Raw genomic sequence first — 17,078 nt, forward strand, 5'->3', positions numbered from 1 at the left:
TATGAGCCGCCGAGGAAACTGCTGGGACACTCAGTTCACTATGCTCAAGAGCGTCGGCCCAATCTGACCCGTGCTGGGATTGGCCAATAGAGTGCCTTTGCGTTGACCTGTCGATTGGACGCTGACGTTCCCTGGCATTGCCGGGCCCAGCGTCTGTGACCTGATAGGAGCCTTGTCCTGCATCTTGAGTGTCCTGTCCTGCGTATGGGGTTGGTAATGCGTTCTCATCGGAGGCATTAGTCATGAACAGCCCCATGGACGAAAACGAAGTCATCTTGGGAGTTGATACACATCTGGATACCCACGTAGGGGTCTTGATCAACACGAATGGAAACCTGCTTGGCTGCTTGGCGGTAACAACCGATACCAGCGGATATCTCAAGCTCGTTACCTGGGCCAACTCCTTCGGTATGTTGAAGCGTGCCGGCGTGGAAGGCACCGGAACTTATGGCGCGGGTTTAGCCCGTGTCCTGCGTGATCATGGCATCGAGGTGCTGGAGGTTAACCGCCCTGATCGCTCCAAACGCCGGCTCCAGGGGAAATCCGATCCCACCGACGCCGAGAGCGCGGCTCGATCCGTTCTTTCAGGAAACGCCACGGCGATCGCCAAGACCCAATCGGGTGTGGCCGAGGCGATGCGGGTGGTTTCGGTTGCTCGGCGCAGCGCAGTCAGAGCGAAAACCCAAGCGATCAATCAATTGAGAGCCTTGCTCGTCAGTGCCCCGCAAGACATTCGTGAACGGCTCTGGAAAACCAAACCTGGCGACTGCGCCAAGGGATGTGCACGTCTTCGCTCACGGAGCGCGACTGAATTCCTGAACATCTTAACGACCTCCCTGTGTCTATTGGGCAAGCGCTGGCTGGCATTGGCAGAGGAAGTTGAAAAGCTCGATGTCATTCTAGAAAACCTGACTCGCCAACATGCTCGCCGTTTACGTGAACAATTCGGCGTCGGCCCTCAAACGGCGGCCGTGCTGCTTTCGACAGCAGGTGATAACCCGGAGCGGTTAAAAAGTGAAGCAGCTCTCGCCGCCCTCTGTGGGGTCAGTCCTTTACCGGCATCCTCGGGTAAAACGGTGCGACATCGTTTAAACAGAGGTGGGAATCGGTCTGCGAACAACGCCCTATGGACCATTGCGATGGTACGCATGCGAGGTGATCCCAAAACCCAAAGCTACGTCGCCCGTCGTAGTGCTGAAGGTTTGTCTTCCAAAGAAATCCAGCGCTGTTTAAAGCGCTATATCGTCAGGGAGCTATACCCTTTGATCCTGGCAGATTTAGCCGATTCAGCTCGATCTTGTTGACATAGGAGCGTCAACGCGCCGATGGAGCGCGTGTTCCGCAGCCTGAAAACTGAATGGATACCGAGCGTGGGCTACAGAACTGCTCAAGAAGCCCAGCGCGATATCAGCCATTTCTTGATGCATCAGTACAACTGGATTCGACCCCATCAATTCAACGGTGGGCTGGCGCCAGCTCGGGCCGAAGAAAAACTTAACGTCGTGTCCGGGATTAGTTGACCACTACATTCGGTCAGCGAGCGGATCAAGGCATCGCTGAGTTTTCGTTTGAAAACAACCGCATTATCTGGGGGCATCGGTGGGGGCATCCTTTTTAAGGAACCGAAATTGGCCGCCAATTATGCCCCCATGAGTCGTGGAATCCATTGGCTTTAGACAGGCGGCAATGGACTGAAATTTCCAATAAGCGTTTGTTATAAAACAATTTTATGGAATTTAATGGAGCTCCATTACAGGCTATCGGGGTCCCCAAAAAACATCTGGATCCGCGACCGCAGCCAGCGCTCCCCAGGGTCGTTATCCTGCGACCCGCGCCAGGCCATATGCAGTTCAAAAGTGCGCACCGGCAGCGGTGGGTCCTCGGCCCGCAGGCCGCCCGCCGCTGTGAGTGCCTCGGCTGCGTAGTCCGGCACGGTGGCCAGAATGTCGGTGCCCGCCAGCAAGGTGCCCAGCCCATTGAACTGCGGCACCGCCAGTACCACGTGGCGTTTTCGATTGAGTTTTTCCAACTCTTCGTCAATAAACCCGCTCAGGTCGCCCGCGAAGGACACCAGGGCGTGGGGGCGTGCGCAGAAGTCGTCCAGGCTCAGCGAGCCGGGTACGCTGTCGGCCCGCAGCAGTTTCGGCAGGCTGCGACGCAGTACTTTGCGCTTGGCATTGGCCGGCAGGTCGGCGGTGTAGCTGACGCCGATGGAGATCTCACCGGAGGCCAGGAGGCCCGGCATCAGGATGTAATTGACGCGGCGCACCACCAGCACAATGCCCGGAGCTTCGGCACGCAGGCGTTTGAGCAATGGGGGGAGCAGCGCAAACTCGACGTCGTCGGACAGGCCGATACGGAACACCGCGGTGCTGGTGGCCGGGTCGAACTCGGCGGCACGGCTCACGGCGGTGGAAATCGAGTCCAGGGCCGGGGAGAGCAGGGCGAAGATTTCGACGGCGCGTGCCGACGGCTCCATGCTGCGCCCGGTGCGCACAAACAATGGGTCATCAAACAGCCCGCGCAGACGCGACAACGCCGCACTGATGGCCGGCTGGCCGAGGAACAGCTTCTCGGCGGCGCGGGTCACGCTGCGCTCATGCATCAAGGTTTCGAATACGATCAAGAGGTTAAGGTCGACACGACGCAGGTCGTTACGGTTCATCTTGTGTCCTGGAAGAGTCAGCAAACTTGACGTGAACGGCCATATTCAGAACCCTCAGGTTCCACTTAGACGCATGACCGGCATGAATCTTACGGGGAAAGGCTGGTACTCTGCACAAGATAATTGAGTTTTCCTATAAGAGTTGAGGTCTATTCCTCGGTTGCGGAATCAATGACAGGCATGTCGACTATTAACGCCGACCGATGGCCTTCGCTGGAAAGCCCAGATAGAGTTCATGGCATTAGAGGTTACTTTGACGAGGTTTGCGATGTCCCGCACGATCCGTTTTCACAAGTTTGGTCCGGCCGAGGTGCTCAAATGCGAAGAGCATGCAGCCGCGCAGCCCGCACCGGGCGAAGTGCAGGTGCGTGTCGAGGCGATTGGCATCAGCTGGTATGACATTTTGTGGCGTCAGAACCTGGCGTCTTCGCATGCACGTCTGCCGTCCGGCCTTGGTCATGAGATGGCCGGGGTGGTTGTCGCCCTCGGTGAGGGCGTGGATGACTTGGCCGTGGGCGATAAAGTGGCCAGTTTTCCGGCCGAGAGCCCCAATGATTACCCGGTGTATGGCGAGCTGATCGTTCTGCCCCGTTCGGCCTTGACCCGCTACCCGGATGTCTTGAGCCCGATTGAAGCCAGCGTGCACTACACGCCGCTGCTGATTGCTTACTTTGCCTACATGGATCTGGCGCGGGTCAAGCCCGGCCAATTTGCGCTGGTCACCGACGCCAGCCACTGTGCCGGCCCCTCGTTCGTACAACTGGGCAAGGCCCTTGGGGTGCGGGTGATTGCTGCGACCAAGGACAGCGCCGAGCGTGAGTATTTGCTGTCCCTGGGGGCGGAGAAGGTCATCGTCACCGAAGAGCAGGACCTGCTCATGCAGATCAACAAGTACACCGATAACCGCGGCGTTGATGTGGTATTCGATGGCTTGGGTGGCCCGCAGATGTCATTGCTGGGCGACGTATTGGCCCCGCGTGGCAGCCTCGTGCTCTACGGGTTGCAAGGCGGCAACCAGACGCCATTCCCGGCGTGTGCAGCCTTCCAGAAGAACATCCAGTTCTTCGTGCACTGTATCGGCAACTTCACCGGTAAGCCGGAGCTGGGCATCATTCAGGACCATGTGGCGCTGCAACGTGCGTTGCGCGATATCAACCAATTGACCGCCGATCGCGTGCTGGTGCCACTGAAAACCACGGTATTTGCGTTCAATCAGTTCGTTGAAGCGCACCGTTATATGGACGAATGTCCGTGCCGCGAGCGTGTTGCGTTGCAGGTTGAAGCTGTTTGAGTTGTAGGAGGATTCGCAAATTCGTCTTCAAAACCCTGGACGCATGGGGCAAATGCGCCATTTGACAGGGTTTAACCTGCGCGTTGACTGAAGCGCGCAGGGGCCGTTCCGTCCTGTAAACGATACCTTTCTCCCCGTCGCCGCCCTGAAATTCAGCGCGGCGTTTTTGTGCGCGCGTCTCCAACGCAGTGCCCGATAACTAACTGAACTGGTTTTCGGTCAGGTTCTGTATCTGTTATTCATTATTTCAGCCCTGATAATTGGTGCTTCACTTTCAACTCAAGGACTGAGTAATGAATGACCAATTGAAGTGGCAGTGGGTACTTTCTGTCATTGCGCAGGGTGCAGTGTTTGCAGGCCCCCGCGGACGGGTAGATTTTCACGGCAGATATCAATCCACACCCAAGCGAAGATCGGAGTTTAGTGAGTTTTGTTTGTCGGATAGATCTTTGAACTTATTGTTAAGGCGTTGTAGGAACTTGTCTGAATGTTCCTAGGAGCACTGCCGCAGTGCTCTGGATGCTTGTCGTACGGACGTTCGGTGCCGCAAATGCGCTCGGACGTGGGAAGTACGCAGTCCGTCGATTTGTTGCAAGATGCTGGTGTTTATTTATCCCGAACACTGCGCTGCGGGCAACGTTATTACACATGCAATAGATCGGGCAGCTACGCTCGGTAGTTGTTTGAAACTGATATTTCAACTCAGGTAGTAGAGCTATGAGCGCTATTCACGAACAGGCTATGAATTACGTATACCAGCAAGTTCAGCAACGCTTAGTTGGGTACTTCACCCGTGCAGAACGCACAGCACTTCAATTGTTGATTCAGCGTATCGTCGTGGCCGCCGGTGGTATGGAGCAAGTAGGGAGTTACAAGGTGCTGGTGGCCCATGGCGGCGGCGAAGTCAGCAGCTACACCCTGGCAATGCTGCGCGCCGCACAACTGAGTATCGCCGGGCGCTCGCCCAGAACATTTCAGCTACGGGTCGCCACGCTGTGCCACGCGGGCATGACTCAAGACACCCTTGACGCGATTCATCGCGGTTACAGCCGACTGTTTTTCCATGACGACCCCCGGGTCGAGTTGTTGATGGTCGATAATCAACACGTGCTGCCCTTCAATCACCAACATCCGGTATCTGGCCGGGCCTGTGATACCCACCAGCGCAACATGCTAATGGTGGGGCATCTGACTTCCGGCGATATTCGCGCCACCCTGTGCAACGAGACCTACTTGGCGCTGGGTGATTTCTATCAGCGCGTCACCGCCTGGAAAGGCGGCGTACATGCATTGGTCAGCGGCGACTCTACGCGCAAACAGAGCCAACTCCTCGCCTGGCTGAAAAAGGCCGCTCAAGCCAAAGGTGTCAGCCCTTCGAAGGGCCAGCCAGCTTCGCTCAACGGCCTGTTCACGCGCATGGATGAATGGAGCGGCGACTTCTACCGCGACCTGTACGGTGAGCATTATGTGCCGAAGGCCGACATCAGCCCGGGTGGGCACCGCCACTTGGCGTACATCGGTATTGCCGACCTGCTTGAGGGGATCGATCGCCCCCGCGCGCCCTTGCTCACCGAGTTCATGGCCTACACACCCGACCCGCTGGGCTTTCATTTCAGCCACCCAGCCTTTGCCAATCCGCTGCTGATGGCCCACCTGCGCGGCCTGCAGGCCGAGTGCCTGCGCGAATTGCGTTATGAGGAAGGCGTCGATGAGTTCCTGGTGCTGGCGCGTGAGTACCTGCGTCGGCGGCACGTTCCCGAGGAACTGGTGACTCGGGCCGTCAACCGCGAGGAGCGCGTCGTGTCGAGCACGTACGCGCAGCAGTTCTTCGGCTTGGATGAAAGCCAGCTGATCTGCCTGCTGTTTTCGCCGTTTATCCATCACGGCGAGCGACTGGAAGGTTACTTGCGCCAGTGCCACCCGGGAATGTTGGTGGCGTTGCCTGAACTGCACAAGGTGCTGCAGGGCAAGCCGGCCGCCGAGATGTTGCAGCAATGGGTGACCGATGCCAGCGGGCTGCCACTGCCTTTGCTTCAGCATCTGTACCGCAAACGGCCGATGACGCTTGCCCCCGGTGGCGTACGCAACGGTCCAACGCAACGGCCCCTGGCCAGTGGCAGCATGGCCTGTCAGCTGTCCGGGCGATGACGCTGCGGGGGGCGCGGCAAGTAGACTTCGCTTATCAGGCGGTCTATCGCTACATGATCAACCTGATCAATGAGGTCAGTAGCGATACGCGGGTGAAACTGCCGTCTTTGCGGCAGTTGTCCCAGCGTTTGAATGTATCGATCTCCACCATTCAATACGCGTACTCGCTGTTGGAGAAAGAGGGCCGGGTGTACTCGGTGTCGAAGTCGGGCTATTACGCATGGCCGCTGGCGGGTAGCCCGGTGAGCTGGCCCAGTGGCGATTTACTTGAACGCCTCTATGTGGCCGCGCGGCGCCCGGGCATGGTGGTACTCAGCGGCGACGAGCCTGCGTTGCTGGCGTCGCTGGACGGCACATTGCTGGGCCTGGAGCGCGAACTGGTGCGCCAGTACCCGCGCCATTTGCAACCGTGGTCCCAACCCTGTGGCGTTTGGGAGCTGAGAGCGGCGTTGGCGGCACGTTATACCACGTCGCCGACGCGTTGTTGGCACGCCGACGACGTGTATATCGGTGCCGACCTGCGCGGTGTGCTCGACATCCTCATTGAGGTGTTGGGCTTGCGCGGCTCCACGGTGATCGTCGAGTCACCCTGCGACTGGCTGATCCTGCGTGTGCTACGGGATGCCGGGGTGCGCATCCTCGAGCTGCCTTGGTCGGACGAGGGCAGTCTGGACCTGGTGAGGCTCGAAGGCATGCTGCGCAGTGAACCGGTGCACCTGGTGTTGCTGTCATCGTCGGTCAGCCTGCCTTCGGCGGTCGCGATGCAGCCCCGCGACCGCCAGGGCGTGGCGAAACTGCTGGACCAGTACGCGTGCTGGCTGCTCGAAAACGACAGCTGTGGTGAGTTGGGGTTCAAGCAGCCCCAGGCGCCCCTGCGTGACCTCGTCAACCCCGAGCGATTGGTGGTGTTTTCCTCATTCGAGAAAATACTCGGGCCAGAGGCGCCGTTTGGCTACGCATTAGCGCGCCACAGCAGCGGCGAATTGCAACGCCAGTTCCTGTTGCGCGCGTTCCGGTTGTCCTCAATTCGCCAACGTGCGATTGCCCGTGTGTACCAGAGTGGGCGCATCGACCAGCACCTGCACGACTTGCGCCGGTTGCTGCGTGAACAGGCGGGCGAAATGAGCCAGTACCTGGACCGGTACCTGGGGGATCAAGTGAGCTATCGGATGCCCGCAGGGGGTGGCGCTTTCTGGTTAGGCTCCACGCACCCCGTCGACATGCGCCAGGCATTCCAGTATTTGCTGGCGCGGCAGGTGGTGGTGGCACCGGGAGAACTGTTCAGCGTCGGCGGCCTGCATCACCAGCACCTGCGGTTAAGTCATACTTTCCATGGCCAGCCCAACCTGGAGAGTGCCCTGGAGACACTCGGCGAGGCGCTGCGACAGGCACAGATAGCCTAAGCGCATGAAATTTCTCTCGCTGCTGTAGGATCGATACCGTCGCGCAGCAGTCCAACTCTCAGTAAACTGTCATTTTTTCCGAATCCTTCCTTCTCGAGGTTTATGCATGACAATCAGTCCTTTTGCGGGCAAGCCGGCCCCAGCTCAGTTGCTGGTGGATATCCCGCGACTGGTCACGGCCTATTACACCGGCCAGCCTGATGCAGCGATCTCCACACAGCGTGTGGCCTTTGGGACCTCCGGGCACCGTGGCAGCTCGTTTGAGCTGAGCTTCAACGAATGGCATGTGCTGGCCATCAGCCAGGCCATCTGCCTGTACCGTGAAGCCCAGGGCATCAATGGTCCTTTGTTCGTTGGCCTGGACACCCACGCGTTGTCGACACCTGCCGGTGCCAGCGCCCTGGAAGTGCTGGCTGCCAACGGTGTACACGTCATGCTCGCCGAAGGCGATGAGTACACACCGACCCCGGCCATTTCTCACGCGATCATTTGCTACAACCGTGGCCGTACCAGCGGCCTGGCCGACGGCATCGTGATTACGCCGTCGCACAACCCGCCACAAAGCGGCGGCTACAAGTACAACCCGCCCAACGGCGGCCCGGCCGATACCCACGTCACCAAGTGGATCGAAGCCAAGGCCAACGAGCTGCTTGCCAACAAGCTGGCCGGGGTTAAACGCATCACGCACGCCCAGGCGCTCAAGGCGGATACCACCCATCGCCATGACTACCTCAACAGCTACGTGGCCGACCTGGTCAATGTGATCGACATGGACGCGATCCGCAGCGCCGATCTGCGCCTGGGTGTCGATCCGTTGGGCGGCGCAGGGGTGCGCTACTGGTCGGCGATTGCCGAGCACTACCGTTTGAACCTCGACGTGGTCAACACCGAAGTCGACGCCACGTTCCGTTTCATGAGCGTCGACTGGGACGGCCAAATCCGCATGGACCCGTCCTCCAGCTACGCCATGCAAGGCTTGATCGGCCTCAAAGAACGCTTTGACGTAGCCTTCGCCTGCGACCCTGACCACGACCGCCACGGCATCGTCACGCCGTCCGGTGGCCTGCTGGCACCGAACAACTACCTGGCCGTGTCGATTGATTACCTGTTCCAGAACCGTCCGGACTGGCGCGCCGACGCGGCCGTCGGCAAGACCGTGGTCAGCAGCGGCTTGATTGATCGCGTCGCCGCGCGCATCGGCCGTCGCCTGTACGAAGTGCCGGTCGGCTTCAAATGGTTTGCCGATGGCCTGTTCGAGGGTTCGCTGGGCTTTGGCGGCGAAGAAAGCGCCGGCGCCTCGTTCCTGCGTAAAGACGGCACCGTGTGGAGCACCGACAAGGACGGCTTGATTCCGGCTTTATTGGCGGCAGAGATGACCTCGCGCAAAGGCCAGGACCCCAGCCAGATCTACCGTGGCCTGACCGACGCCCTGGGCGAGCCGTTCGCGATTCGTGTCGATGCCAAAGCCACTCCGGCGCAGAAGGCCTTGTTGGGCAAGTTGTCGCCGGAGCAGGTCACGTCCACGCAATTGGCCGGGGAGAGCATCCAACAAATCCTCAGCCATGCGCCGGGTAACAACCAGGCCATCGGCGGTTTGAAAGTGATGACCGAGAACGGCTGGTTCGCCGCGCGGCCATCGGGCACCGAGGATATCTACAAGATCTACGCCGAGAGCTTTATTGGCGAAGATCACCTCAAGCAGTTGGTGGAAGAAGCCCAGGTGCTGGTAGACGGCGCTATCAGCCAATAACCACGCCAAACCCACTGTGGGAGGGGGCTTGCTGCCTCCCACCGTGTCGGTTGAAGCAACGCGTCACGTCAGGCCAGGTCGACCAGCACGATTTCACTGTCTTCCTGCGCCGTCACCCGCAACACCTGCTCATCCGCAATCGCCACACCGTCGCGCGCTTGCGCCCGTAAGCCATTGACTTCAATCACCCCCGTCGCCGGCACCAGATACGCCCGACGGCCGCTGTCGAGCCGATACTCGGCACTTTCACCCGCTTTCAGGTTGGCTGCCACCAGGCGTGCATCGGCACGAATGCGCAGGCTTTCGCTGTCACCGGCTTTGCCGCTGGCCAATGTCACAAACCCCTCGCGATCACCTTTCGGGAATGGCTTGGCACCCCAGGAGGGCGGCAGGCCGGCTTCATTCGGGATAATCCAGATCTGAAAAATCTTGCTCGGGGTGGCTTCCAGGTTGTATTCGCTGTGGGCAATCCCGGTGCCGGCACTCATTACCTGTACGTCGCCCGCCTCGGTGCGGCCCTTGTTGCCCAGGTTGTCGGCATGGCTGATGGCGCCTTCACGCACATAGGTGATGATTTCCATGTCGCGGTGCGGGTGCTGCGCAAAGCCGGTGCCCGGCGCGATGATGTCGTCGTTCCACACCCGCAGGTTGCCCCAGTGCATGCGCTCGGGGTCGTGGTATTCGGCAAATGAAAAGTGATGATGGGCGTCGAGCCAGCCATGGTGCGCGCCGCCCAGGGAATTGAAAGGTCGAAGTTCAAGCATGATCGTCTCCTGTTGATGGGCTCATCATCCTGCAGTGCAAGATCGATAAAAAGCGTAAAAAATGCCTGATTCCTATCAGTTGAATCGATTGGTTGCTGGCGTTTTAACTTTTACTTCGTCGCCTAACTGCATGACGTCAAAGCAATTGGCTGGAACTGAGCGCCGATTCCGGCCACCATGGCGGCTCCGCCAAAACCAACCTCATCACTGGAGTCCGCGTGCCGCAACAAACGCCTGATCTGCCCCCCGAACTGCGCCCGTTAAACGAAATGCCCTTGCTCAAGCGCCTTGCCGCGCGTTTGTTTGGCCATGGCCTCACACGCCTGCGTGCGCAGCATCGGTTTTCGTGGCTGCACGGCCAGGCCGATGGCTTCCGCAGTGGGCATGAGGCGGGCGTCGAGTACGGTTATCGCGAGGGCAAGGCCGACGGCATCGAGGAAGGTCGGCAGGTGTTGCTGATCCGCGACTTTCGCCCTGAGGAGCACCGCGCCCCTGGCGTGGATGACAGTTTGTTCGACGACTGGCGCCTGCCACTCAGCGCCGAGGTAAAGAAGCGCATGAAGGCTGATGTGGCGCGCTTGCTGCCGGCCCATGCACAGCCAAGTGCCGCGCAATGGAAGATGATCTTCAGCGACACACCGTCAACCTCAGTGATTGCTGGCGCGGGTGCCGGCAAGTCCACCTCGCTGGTGCTGCGGATCCTGTTGCTGACCCATTACTTGGGCTTTGAGCTGAGCTCGATGACCGTGGTGACGTTCACCCGCGAGTCGCGCAAGGATTTCATCAACAAGTTAATCGAAATTCTCCAACTGTGGGGCCAACCTCTTGGCTTTAAAGACGCTCAGGCGGTGGTGCGCACCTTTCACTCGCGCATTTTGCCGATGGTCCGCAGCCTGCCGGGGTTTGAGCGGCTGCAAGCCTTCGAAAACCTCAGCAGCGGCGTCGAGGACGCCGACAGCAATCCGTTCGACCTGCGCATCAGCGACGCTCAGCGCCAACAGATGAATGCCTGCTATCACCGGCTGCATGGCCGCCACGCGCGCTTCCGCGAGCTGATTGCGCCATTAGCGCGTCACGGCCTGCAACTCAAGGAACTGGAGCGCGACCACCCGGACGTCCAGAAGCGGGTGGCCGTGACCGAACTGGCCGCCAAGCGCGATGAAGAACTCTGCGATGTGATCGAGGACCTGTGGTTTCGCGCCGGCGCCTGGCCGATCAAGGGCATCGAGCCCAGCCGGCAGACGTTTGAAATCAATGGCGCGCACTTCCATTGCCACGGCTATATCGCGGAGCTGGATGCCTGGGTCGTGCTGGGCTTCGATTCGCGGGAAAACGCTCAGATCAGTCGGCCAAACGCGAAGCTATCGGTGCGCGCGGAGTGGGCGGTAAAGCGCACCTTGTTTCAAGCTTTCTGTCGCAAGCCTCTGATATGGTTGGATAGTTACGAATCTTCAAAGCGCCTTTTAAGCAGCTTGGCCGGTGACGCCGCCGCCGGACCCGGTTTTGATTACAAGGTGAAAGGTGAGCTGTCCTCGGCGCCGCTGTTGGACAGTTTTGTCATGGCCGCCGGGTTTATCGAGAACCTCGGGCTGGACGTACCGACGGCGGTTGGCCAAATGAGCTTCGCCAAGGATGACCCGGACCGCTTCTTCTTTGAAGCCCTGAGTATTTTCTGGAAGGCCCTGGAAGATCACCTGCTCGATCAATCGCCGCCGATCATGACCTACAACCGGATGTTCTCGCTGTTCGGCGAAAACACCCCGGAAAACCTCAAGTTGCTCAGCGACCCGCTGCTGCGGCCGATGTCGCACCTGATGATCGACGAGTTTCAGGACGTCTCACCGCAGATCGTCTCGTGGCTGCGGGCCAGCCTGCGCGAGATCCGTAGCCGTGGCCCGGCGATGCACGTAGGGCGTGGCGCACAACGCTCTTCCTTGCTGTGCGTGGGCGATGACTGGCAGTCGATCTATGGTTGGCGCGGTAGCTCGCCCAAGTACTTTATGGCGTTCAACACGGAATTCCCGTCGCCAAGCACCACCCGCGTGATGCTCAGTGAGAATTACCGCAGCCATCAGCACATCATCGACGCTGCCGAGCATATCGTGCGGGCCGCTCCGGCGATCCCCGGCAAGAAGGCCAAAGCCAGCGGCGAACCCAAGGTGCCGGTGGCGGTCACCGTGCAGGAGCGGGACGACGCGGCATTGGGCCGCCGGTTGCTGGAGCACTATCAAAACGGCCAATCCGTGTTAATGCTTTATCGAAAAAGTAGCGATAAGTTACTGATTCAAGAACATATTCAGTCTGTAGTTAATGTGGATTCTAGTTTGCCGCCACACGCGCGCCGGTTGAAGCAGCTGACCTATCACAGCGCCAAAGGCCTGCAAGCGGACGCGGTATTCCTGCTTGGGGATTGCCAGCACGTGACGAGTTCGCCGTATAAGAACCAGGTGTACCGCATGGCCGGCCTGGGCAATGAGGGTGACAGCGAACCGTATGACACCGCACAAAAAGACGAAGTGCTGCGTCTGGCCTATGTCGGGATTACCCGCGCGGTGAGCCATTGCTATTGGTATGTGGAGAAGCCGGAAGGCCAGGGCGTGAATGTGCCCAGGGCGTCAGAGCGAGTCGACGGCAAAAAAGCGTTTTTTGACGATCAGCGTAATCAGTAGCGCCACGCAGTGCGCCTGTGGGCGTCGGCAAGCCCACTCCCACAGGCGGGTGCATTGTGTTTGATCGGTGAGTTCAAGCCCGCAACGACAGCGGTGGCACGAAACTCTCCAGTTCATCCTCTACCGCCTCGATGATTCGCTCTACATCGGCGGCGTTCATCACCGTCGCGCAGGGGATGCCGGCAATCGCAATCAATGTCTCGCCGGTGCCACGGTCGAACAGGCGGGCAACCATACTGCCAGGGGCGTCCATGCTCCCCTCAAAGCCCATTGGATGAAAATGCCAGCGCATCAGCTGGCAGGCGTTGGGGAACGTCACTTTGTTCATGTTGCCCACCTTGTTCATTGAGCGCTTCCTTTAGCTCGCGGCAGGGGGCCAGGACCGTCACTGGTCATGGCATTGACGACCTTAAAAATAGCATCCGTTCGCACCCCGACGGTGAGTTTTTTGCGCCCGTTGGGCGGTTCTCGTCCATTAGGTTGATGTGGGTCATGTCCTGCCACAGCCCAGGCAAAAGGCCACTACTGAGAACGGCTGTTTGGCCATTGTCGGGCCGGTTAAAATTCGGCAATCTCAGTGGTTTATCCCTTACCGAGCCTGACATGCCCGACATCGCCCCCGACGATGCTTGCCAAAACACTCAAGCCACCGGCGAGCTGGTCTTGCGCCACCATTTGTGTTGGCGAAATCGTGACCTCGATGGCGTCATGGCCTACTACCACCCCGACATCCAGTACCACGACTTCTTCCAGAACCGCGTCGTCGGTTACGCCGAGTTGCGTGATTACCTGCAAGCCAGCATGCCTCGCGGCGCCGATGAGGCGATTGAACACACCGACCGTATCCGCGCCGACGGCGACACTGCCTTTATCCAGTACCGCATCACCTTGCGCGGCGGGCAGGGCCTGGTGTCGTTTCGCACCAGCGAAGCCATCACCGTGCGCGATGGGCTGATCTGGCGGGTCAATGAGTATGCGTCGCTGGTCCACGAGCAGCCCACCCAGGCCCTGCGCCCAACCGTCAGCCGCCTGGGCCTGTCACCCCAGCAGTTGGGGCATATGGCCAATGACCTGCAGCACTATTTCGACCTCAGGCAACCCTACCTGGACCCGGAACTGGATTTGCAGCGGGTGGCCAAGGAATGTGGCTACAGCCGCAATCAGATTTCTTACCTGTTGAATCAGGTGCTGGGGCAGAGCTTCTACCGCTACGTCAACCAGGCCCGGCTCCAGTATTTGCTGGCCGCGCTGGACACCGCCGTGCCGCCGATTAAAGTCGATGACCTGGCATTCGCTGCCGGTTTCAATTCGCTGTCGGCGTTCTACAGTGCATTTCGCCAGCACACCGGCCAATCGCCCAAAGCCTACGTCAAACACATTTCCCTGCGTGCACGCACGCAAGACAGTTAGTAACAGCGCGCTCTAGGATCCAGCCTATCGAAACGAGGTTGGGGAATTTGGCATGCCGGCATGGCGCACTATCAGTTTATGGATGGACCAGTTGGACGACCCGCTGCATGCGCGGCCGTCGCTTGAGCACGACCTGGACGTCAATGTGGCCATCATCGGCGCCGGCTACACCGGCCTGTGGACCGCCTATTACCTGAAACGCCGGGCGCCTGAGTTGAACATCGCGATTATCGAAGCGCAGACCGCAGGCTTTGGTGCTTCGGGCCGCAACGGCGGCTGGCTGATGGGCAACTTGCTGGGTGAAGACCGCCTGCTGGCCGGGCTTTCACCGCCAGAGCGGCGAGCGTCATTTGACCTGCTGCACGGCATTCCCGATGAAGTGGCCCAGGTGCTGGCCCGCGAAGGCATCGACTGCGACTACCGCAAGGGCGGCGCTCTGTACTGCGCCGCGCGTTACCCCGAGCAAGAAGGCAGCCTGCGGCGTTACCTCGACACGCTGTATGCCCAAGGCCTGACCGAAGCCGACTATCGCTGGTTGAGCCCGCAGCAGTTGGCCGAACAGATCCGCATCGCCAAGCCCTACGGCGGGATCTACGCCCCCCATGTCGCGACCATCAACCCCGCCAAGCTAGTGCGCGGCCTGGCGAAGGTGGTGGAGGGCATGGGCGTCAAGATCTACGAAAACAGCCAAGTCACCCAGTGGCAGTCCGGTAGCCTGCGCACCGCGAATGCCAGCGTGCGCGCAGCGTGGGTGGTGCCGGCGGTTGAGGGGTACGCCACCACCTTGCCGCCGTTGGGCCGCTATCAGTTGCCGGTACAAAGCTTGATTGTCGCCACCGAGCCGCTGCCCGCCAGCACCTGGGATGAAATCGGCTTGAGCCATGGCCAGGCGTTCGGCGAGAGTAGCCGCCAAGTCACCTATGGCCAGCGTTCAGCCGATAACCGCCTGGTATTCGGCGCCCGTGGCGGCTACCAGTTCGCCGGTAAGTTGCGCCACAACTTCGACCTGACCGACAGCGAAGTGGCGCTGCGTCGTTACCTGTTTGGCGAACTCTTCCCACAGCTTAAGAACGTAAAAATTACCCACTCCTGGGGCGGCAACCTCGGCATGTCGCGTCACTTCCGGCCGCACATGCTGTGCGACCACAAGACCGGCATCGCGCTGTCCGGCGGGTATGGCGGGGAGGGCGTAGGCGCCACCAACCTCGGCGGCCGCACCCTGGCCGATCTGATTCTCGGCCTCGACACCGCCTTGACCACGCAGCCCTGGGTGATCCGCGAGCGCGGCCTGGACGCACTCAAAGCCTGGGAGCCCGAGCCCTGCCGCTGGCTGGGTTACAACGCGATCATTCGCAGCTTTGTCCATGAAGACCAGGTGTTGGCCGACCCGACTACCGCCCCGTGGCGCCGCAAGCTGGCGACTGGCGTGGCCGGGTTCATGGAAAGCTTCATGCACTAAGACGTTTCACTCACAACGAGAAGACCCATGAGCATCACTCAATTCAAAGACGCGCTGAACGCCCACCTGCCGGACTCATCACCCGTGGCCGTGCCTTTGGGCGAGCCCATCGCCGTGGCCTCGACCTTGAGCGTGGAACGTAGCGACGGCGTCGAAACCGGCATCTGGGCATGCACCCCGGGCCGCTGGCGCCGACAAATCAAAGCCCAGGAGTTTTGCCACTTTATCCAGGGTCGCTGCACGTTCACCCCCGACAACGGTGCAGTCGTCCACCTACAAGCCGGCGATGCACTGATGTTGCCGGCCAACAGCACCGGAATCTGGGATATCCAGGAAACCGTGCGCAAGACCTACGTATTGATTCTGTAACGCTTTGATCCTTGATCGCCTGCCATAAAAACAGCCCTAAAACCGCCAGGAAATCGAACCATGAAAGCCATTGCCCTGTTGCCCTTGATGTTGGTGGCCACTATCAGCCAGGCCGCCGAGACCGTGAAGATCTACAACTGGTCGGACTACATCGCGCCGGACACCACCAAAAACTTCCAGAAAGAAACCGGCATCGGTTTCACCTACGACGTGTACGACAGCAACGAAACCCTCGACGGTAAGTTGATGACCGGCAAATCCGGCTACGACGTGGTGTTCCCGTCCAACCATTTCATGGCGCGGCAGATCCAGGGCGGCGCTCTGAAAAAGCTCGACAAAACTCAGTTGCCCAACTGGAAAAACCTCAACCCGGTGCTGCTCAAGGCCCTGGAAAACAACGACCCGGGCAATGCCCATGGCTTCCCATACCTGTGGGGCAGCACTGGCATTGGCTACAACATCGACAAGGTCAAGGCGGTACTCGGTGACAACGCGCCAGTGGATTCCTGGGACCTGATCTTCAAGCCGGAAAACATGGTCAAGCTGCAAAAATGCGGCGTGGCGATCCTCGACAATGGCCCGGAACTGCTGCCTGCGGCGTTGAACTACCTGGGCTTGCCGCACCACAGCAAAAAGGCCGAGGACTACAAAAAGGCTGAAGATTTGCTGATGAAAGTACGGCCATACGTGGCGTACTTCCATTCCTCGAAATACACCGCTGACCTGGCCAATGGCGACATCTGCGTAGCCGTCGGTTTCTCCGGCGACATCCTGCAGGCCGAAAGCCGCGCCAAGGAAGCCAAGAATGGCGTGAAGATCGGCTACAACATTCCCAAGGAAGGCGCCGCGATCTGGTTCGACATGGTCGCCATGCCCGCCGACGCACCGGATGAAAAGGCCGGCTATGCGTTCATGAACTACCTGCTGCGCCCGGAAGTCATGGCCAGCATCACCAACTACGTGCACTACGCCAACGGCAACGCGGCGGCTGACAGCCTGGTAGACCCGGCGATCAAAGCCGACACCAAGGTGTACCCGAGCCCGGAGATGATGGGCAAGTTGTTCGCGCTGGAGGCCATGCCGCTGAACATTGACCGAGTGCGTACGCGGGTGTGGAACACCATTCGTACCGGCCGCTGAATAATGCCCG

General features: G+C 59.7%; 13 protein-coding genes and 1 pseudogene. 11 read left to right on the top strand and 3 right to left on the bottom strand.

Annotated elements, in window-relative coordinates; translation table 11 throughout:
- Window positions 1-242: 242 nt before the first annotated feature.
- Complete coding sequence (locus A7D21_RS09110) at window positions 243-1,304, top strand: IS110 family transposase (RefSeq protein WP_069551542.1); 1,062 nt, start codon at window positions 243-245, stop codon at window positions 1,302-1,304.
- Window positions 1,305-1,316: 12 nt separating this feature from the next.
- Window positions 1,317-1,520: pseudogene (locus tag A7D21_RS09115) on the top strand (integrase core domain-containing protein); the annotation flags it as partial.
- 230 nt (window positions 1,521-1,750) lie between these two features.
- On the opposite strand, the gene A7D21_RS09120 reads toward A7D21_RS09115, so the two are convergent.
- On the bottom strand, window positions 1,751-2,665 hold the full coding sequence (locus tag A7D21_RS09120; RefSeq protein WP_053256186.1) for a LysR family transcriptional regulator: 915 nt from the start codon (window positions 2,663-2,665) through the stop codon (window positions 1,751-1,753).
- A gap of 268 nt (window positions 2,666-2,933) precedes the next feature.
- On the opposite strand from A7D21_RS09120, the gene A7D21_RS09125 reads away from it, so the two are divergent.
- The 4 genes from A7D21_RS09125 to pgm all read left to right on the top strand — a co-directional run bounded on the left by A7D21_RS09125 (window position 2,934) and on the right by pgm (window position 9,257).
- Window positions 2,934-3,956 carry a zinc-dependent alcohol dehydrogenase family protein gene (locus A7D21_RS09125; protein ID WP_053256185.1) on the top strand — a complete coding sequence of 341 codons (1,023 nt, stop codon included), beginning with the start codon at window positions 2,934-2,936 and terminating at the stop codon, window positions 3,954-3,956.
- A gap of 717 nt (window positions 3,957-4,673) precedes the next feature.
- Entirely contained in the window at window positions 4,674-6,104 is a 1,431-nt protein-coding gene (locus A7D21_RS09130) for a hypothetical protein (protein ID WP_069551544.1), read from the top strand.
- Window positions 6,101-7,507, top strand: coding sequence for a PLP-dependent aminotransferase family protein (locus A7D21_RS09135; protein WP_069551545.1), 1,407 nt, complete (start codon window positions 6,101-6,103; stop codon window positions 7,505-7,507). Before A7D21_RS09130 ends, A7D21_RS09135 begins: the two co-directional genes overlap by 4 nt.
- Before the next feature lie 106 nt (window positions 7,508-7,613).
- Complete coding sequence (gene pgm, locus A7D21_RS09140; protein ID WP_053256182.1) at window positions 7,614-9,257, top strand: phosphoglucomutase (alpha-D-glucose-1,6-bisphosphate-dependent); 1,644 nt, start codon at window positions 7,614-7,616, stop codon at window positions 9,255-9,257.
- 68 nt (window positions 9,258-9,325) lie between these two features.
- On the opposite strand, the gene A7D21_RS09145 is transcribed toward pgm, so the two are convergent.
- Complete coding sequence (locus tag A7D21_RS09145) at window positions 9,326-10,021, bottom strand: pirin family protein (protein ID WP_069551546.1); 696 nt, start codon at window positions 10,019-10,021, stop codon at window positions 9,326-9,328.
- 218 nt (window positions 10,022-10,239) lie between these two features.
- On the opposite strand from A7D21_RS09145, the gene A7D21_RS09150 reads away from it, so the two are divergent.
- Complete coding sequence (locus tag A7D21_RS09150) at window positions 10,240-12,690, top strand: UvrD-helicase domain-containing protein (protein WP_069551547.1); 2,451 nt, start codon at window positions 10,240-10,242, stop codon at window positions 12,688-12,690.
- Window positions 12,691-12,763: 73 nt separating this feature from the next.
- Here the strand turns inward: A7D21_RS09150 and A7D21_RS09155 are convergent, their stop codons facing one another.
- A complete protein-coding gene (locus A7D21_RS09155; protein WP_053256179.1) occupies window positions 12,764-13,036 on the bottom strand; it encodes a DUF1652 domain-containing protein in 273 nt (90 codons plus the stop codon).
- Window positions 13,037-13,293: 257 nt separating this feature from the next.
- Between A7D21_RS09155 and A7D21_RS09160 the strand changes: the two genes are divergently transcribed.
- The 4 genes from A7D21_RS09160 to A7D21_RS09175 are packed head-to-tail and all read left to right on the top strand — an operon-like array spanning window position 13,294 to window position 17,068.
- Window positions 13,294-14,100 carry an AraC family transcriptional regulator gene (locus A7D21_RS09160; RefSeq protein ID WP_053256178.1) on the top strand — a complete coding sequence of 269 codons (807 nt, stop codon included), beginning with the start codon at window positions 13,294-13,296 and terminating at the stop codon, window positions 14,098-14,100.
- A 52-nt stretch (window positions 14,101-14,152) separates the two neighbouring features.
- Complete coding sequence (locus A7D21_RS09165; protein WP_069551548.1) at window positions 14,153-15,559, top strand: FAD-binding oxidoreductase; 1,407 nt, start codon at window positions 14,153-14,155, stop codon at window positions 15,557-15,559.
- A gap of 27 nt (window positions 15,560-15,586) precedes the next feature.
- Complete coding sequence (locus tag A7D21_RS09170; RefSeq protein ID WP_053256176.1) at window positions 15,587-15,928, top strand: cupin domain-containing protein; 342 nt, start codon at window positions 15,587-15,589, stop codon at window positions 15,926-15,928.
- A gap of 60 nt (window positions 15,929-15,988) precedes the next feature.
- Window positions 15,989-17,068: a polyamine ABC transporter substrate-binding protein gene (locus tag A7D21_RS09175; RefSeq protein WP_069551549.1), complete on the top strand. Its 1,080-nt coding sequence runs from the start codon at window positions 15,989-15,991 to the stop codon at window positions 17,066-17,068.
- Window positions 17,069-17,078: the final 10 nt, after the last annotated feature.

It is taken from the genome of Pseudomonas sp. AP19, from assembly GCF_001728855.1.
Taxonomy (GTDB): Bacteria; Pseudomonadota; Gammaproteobacteria; order Pseudomonadales; family Pseudomonadaceae; genus Aquipseudomonas; species Aquipseudomonas fluorescens.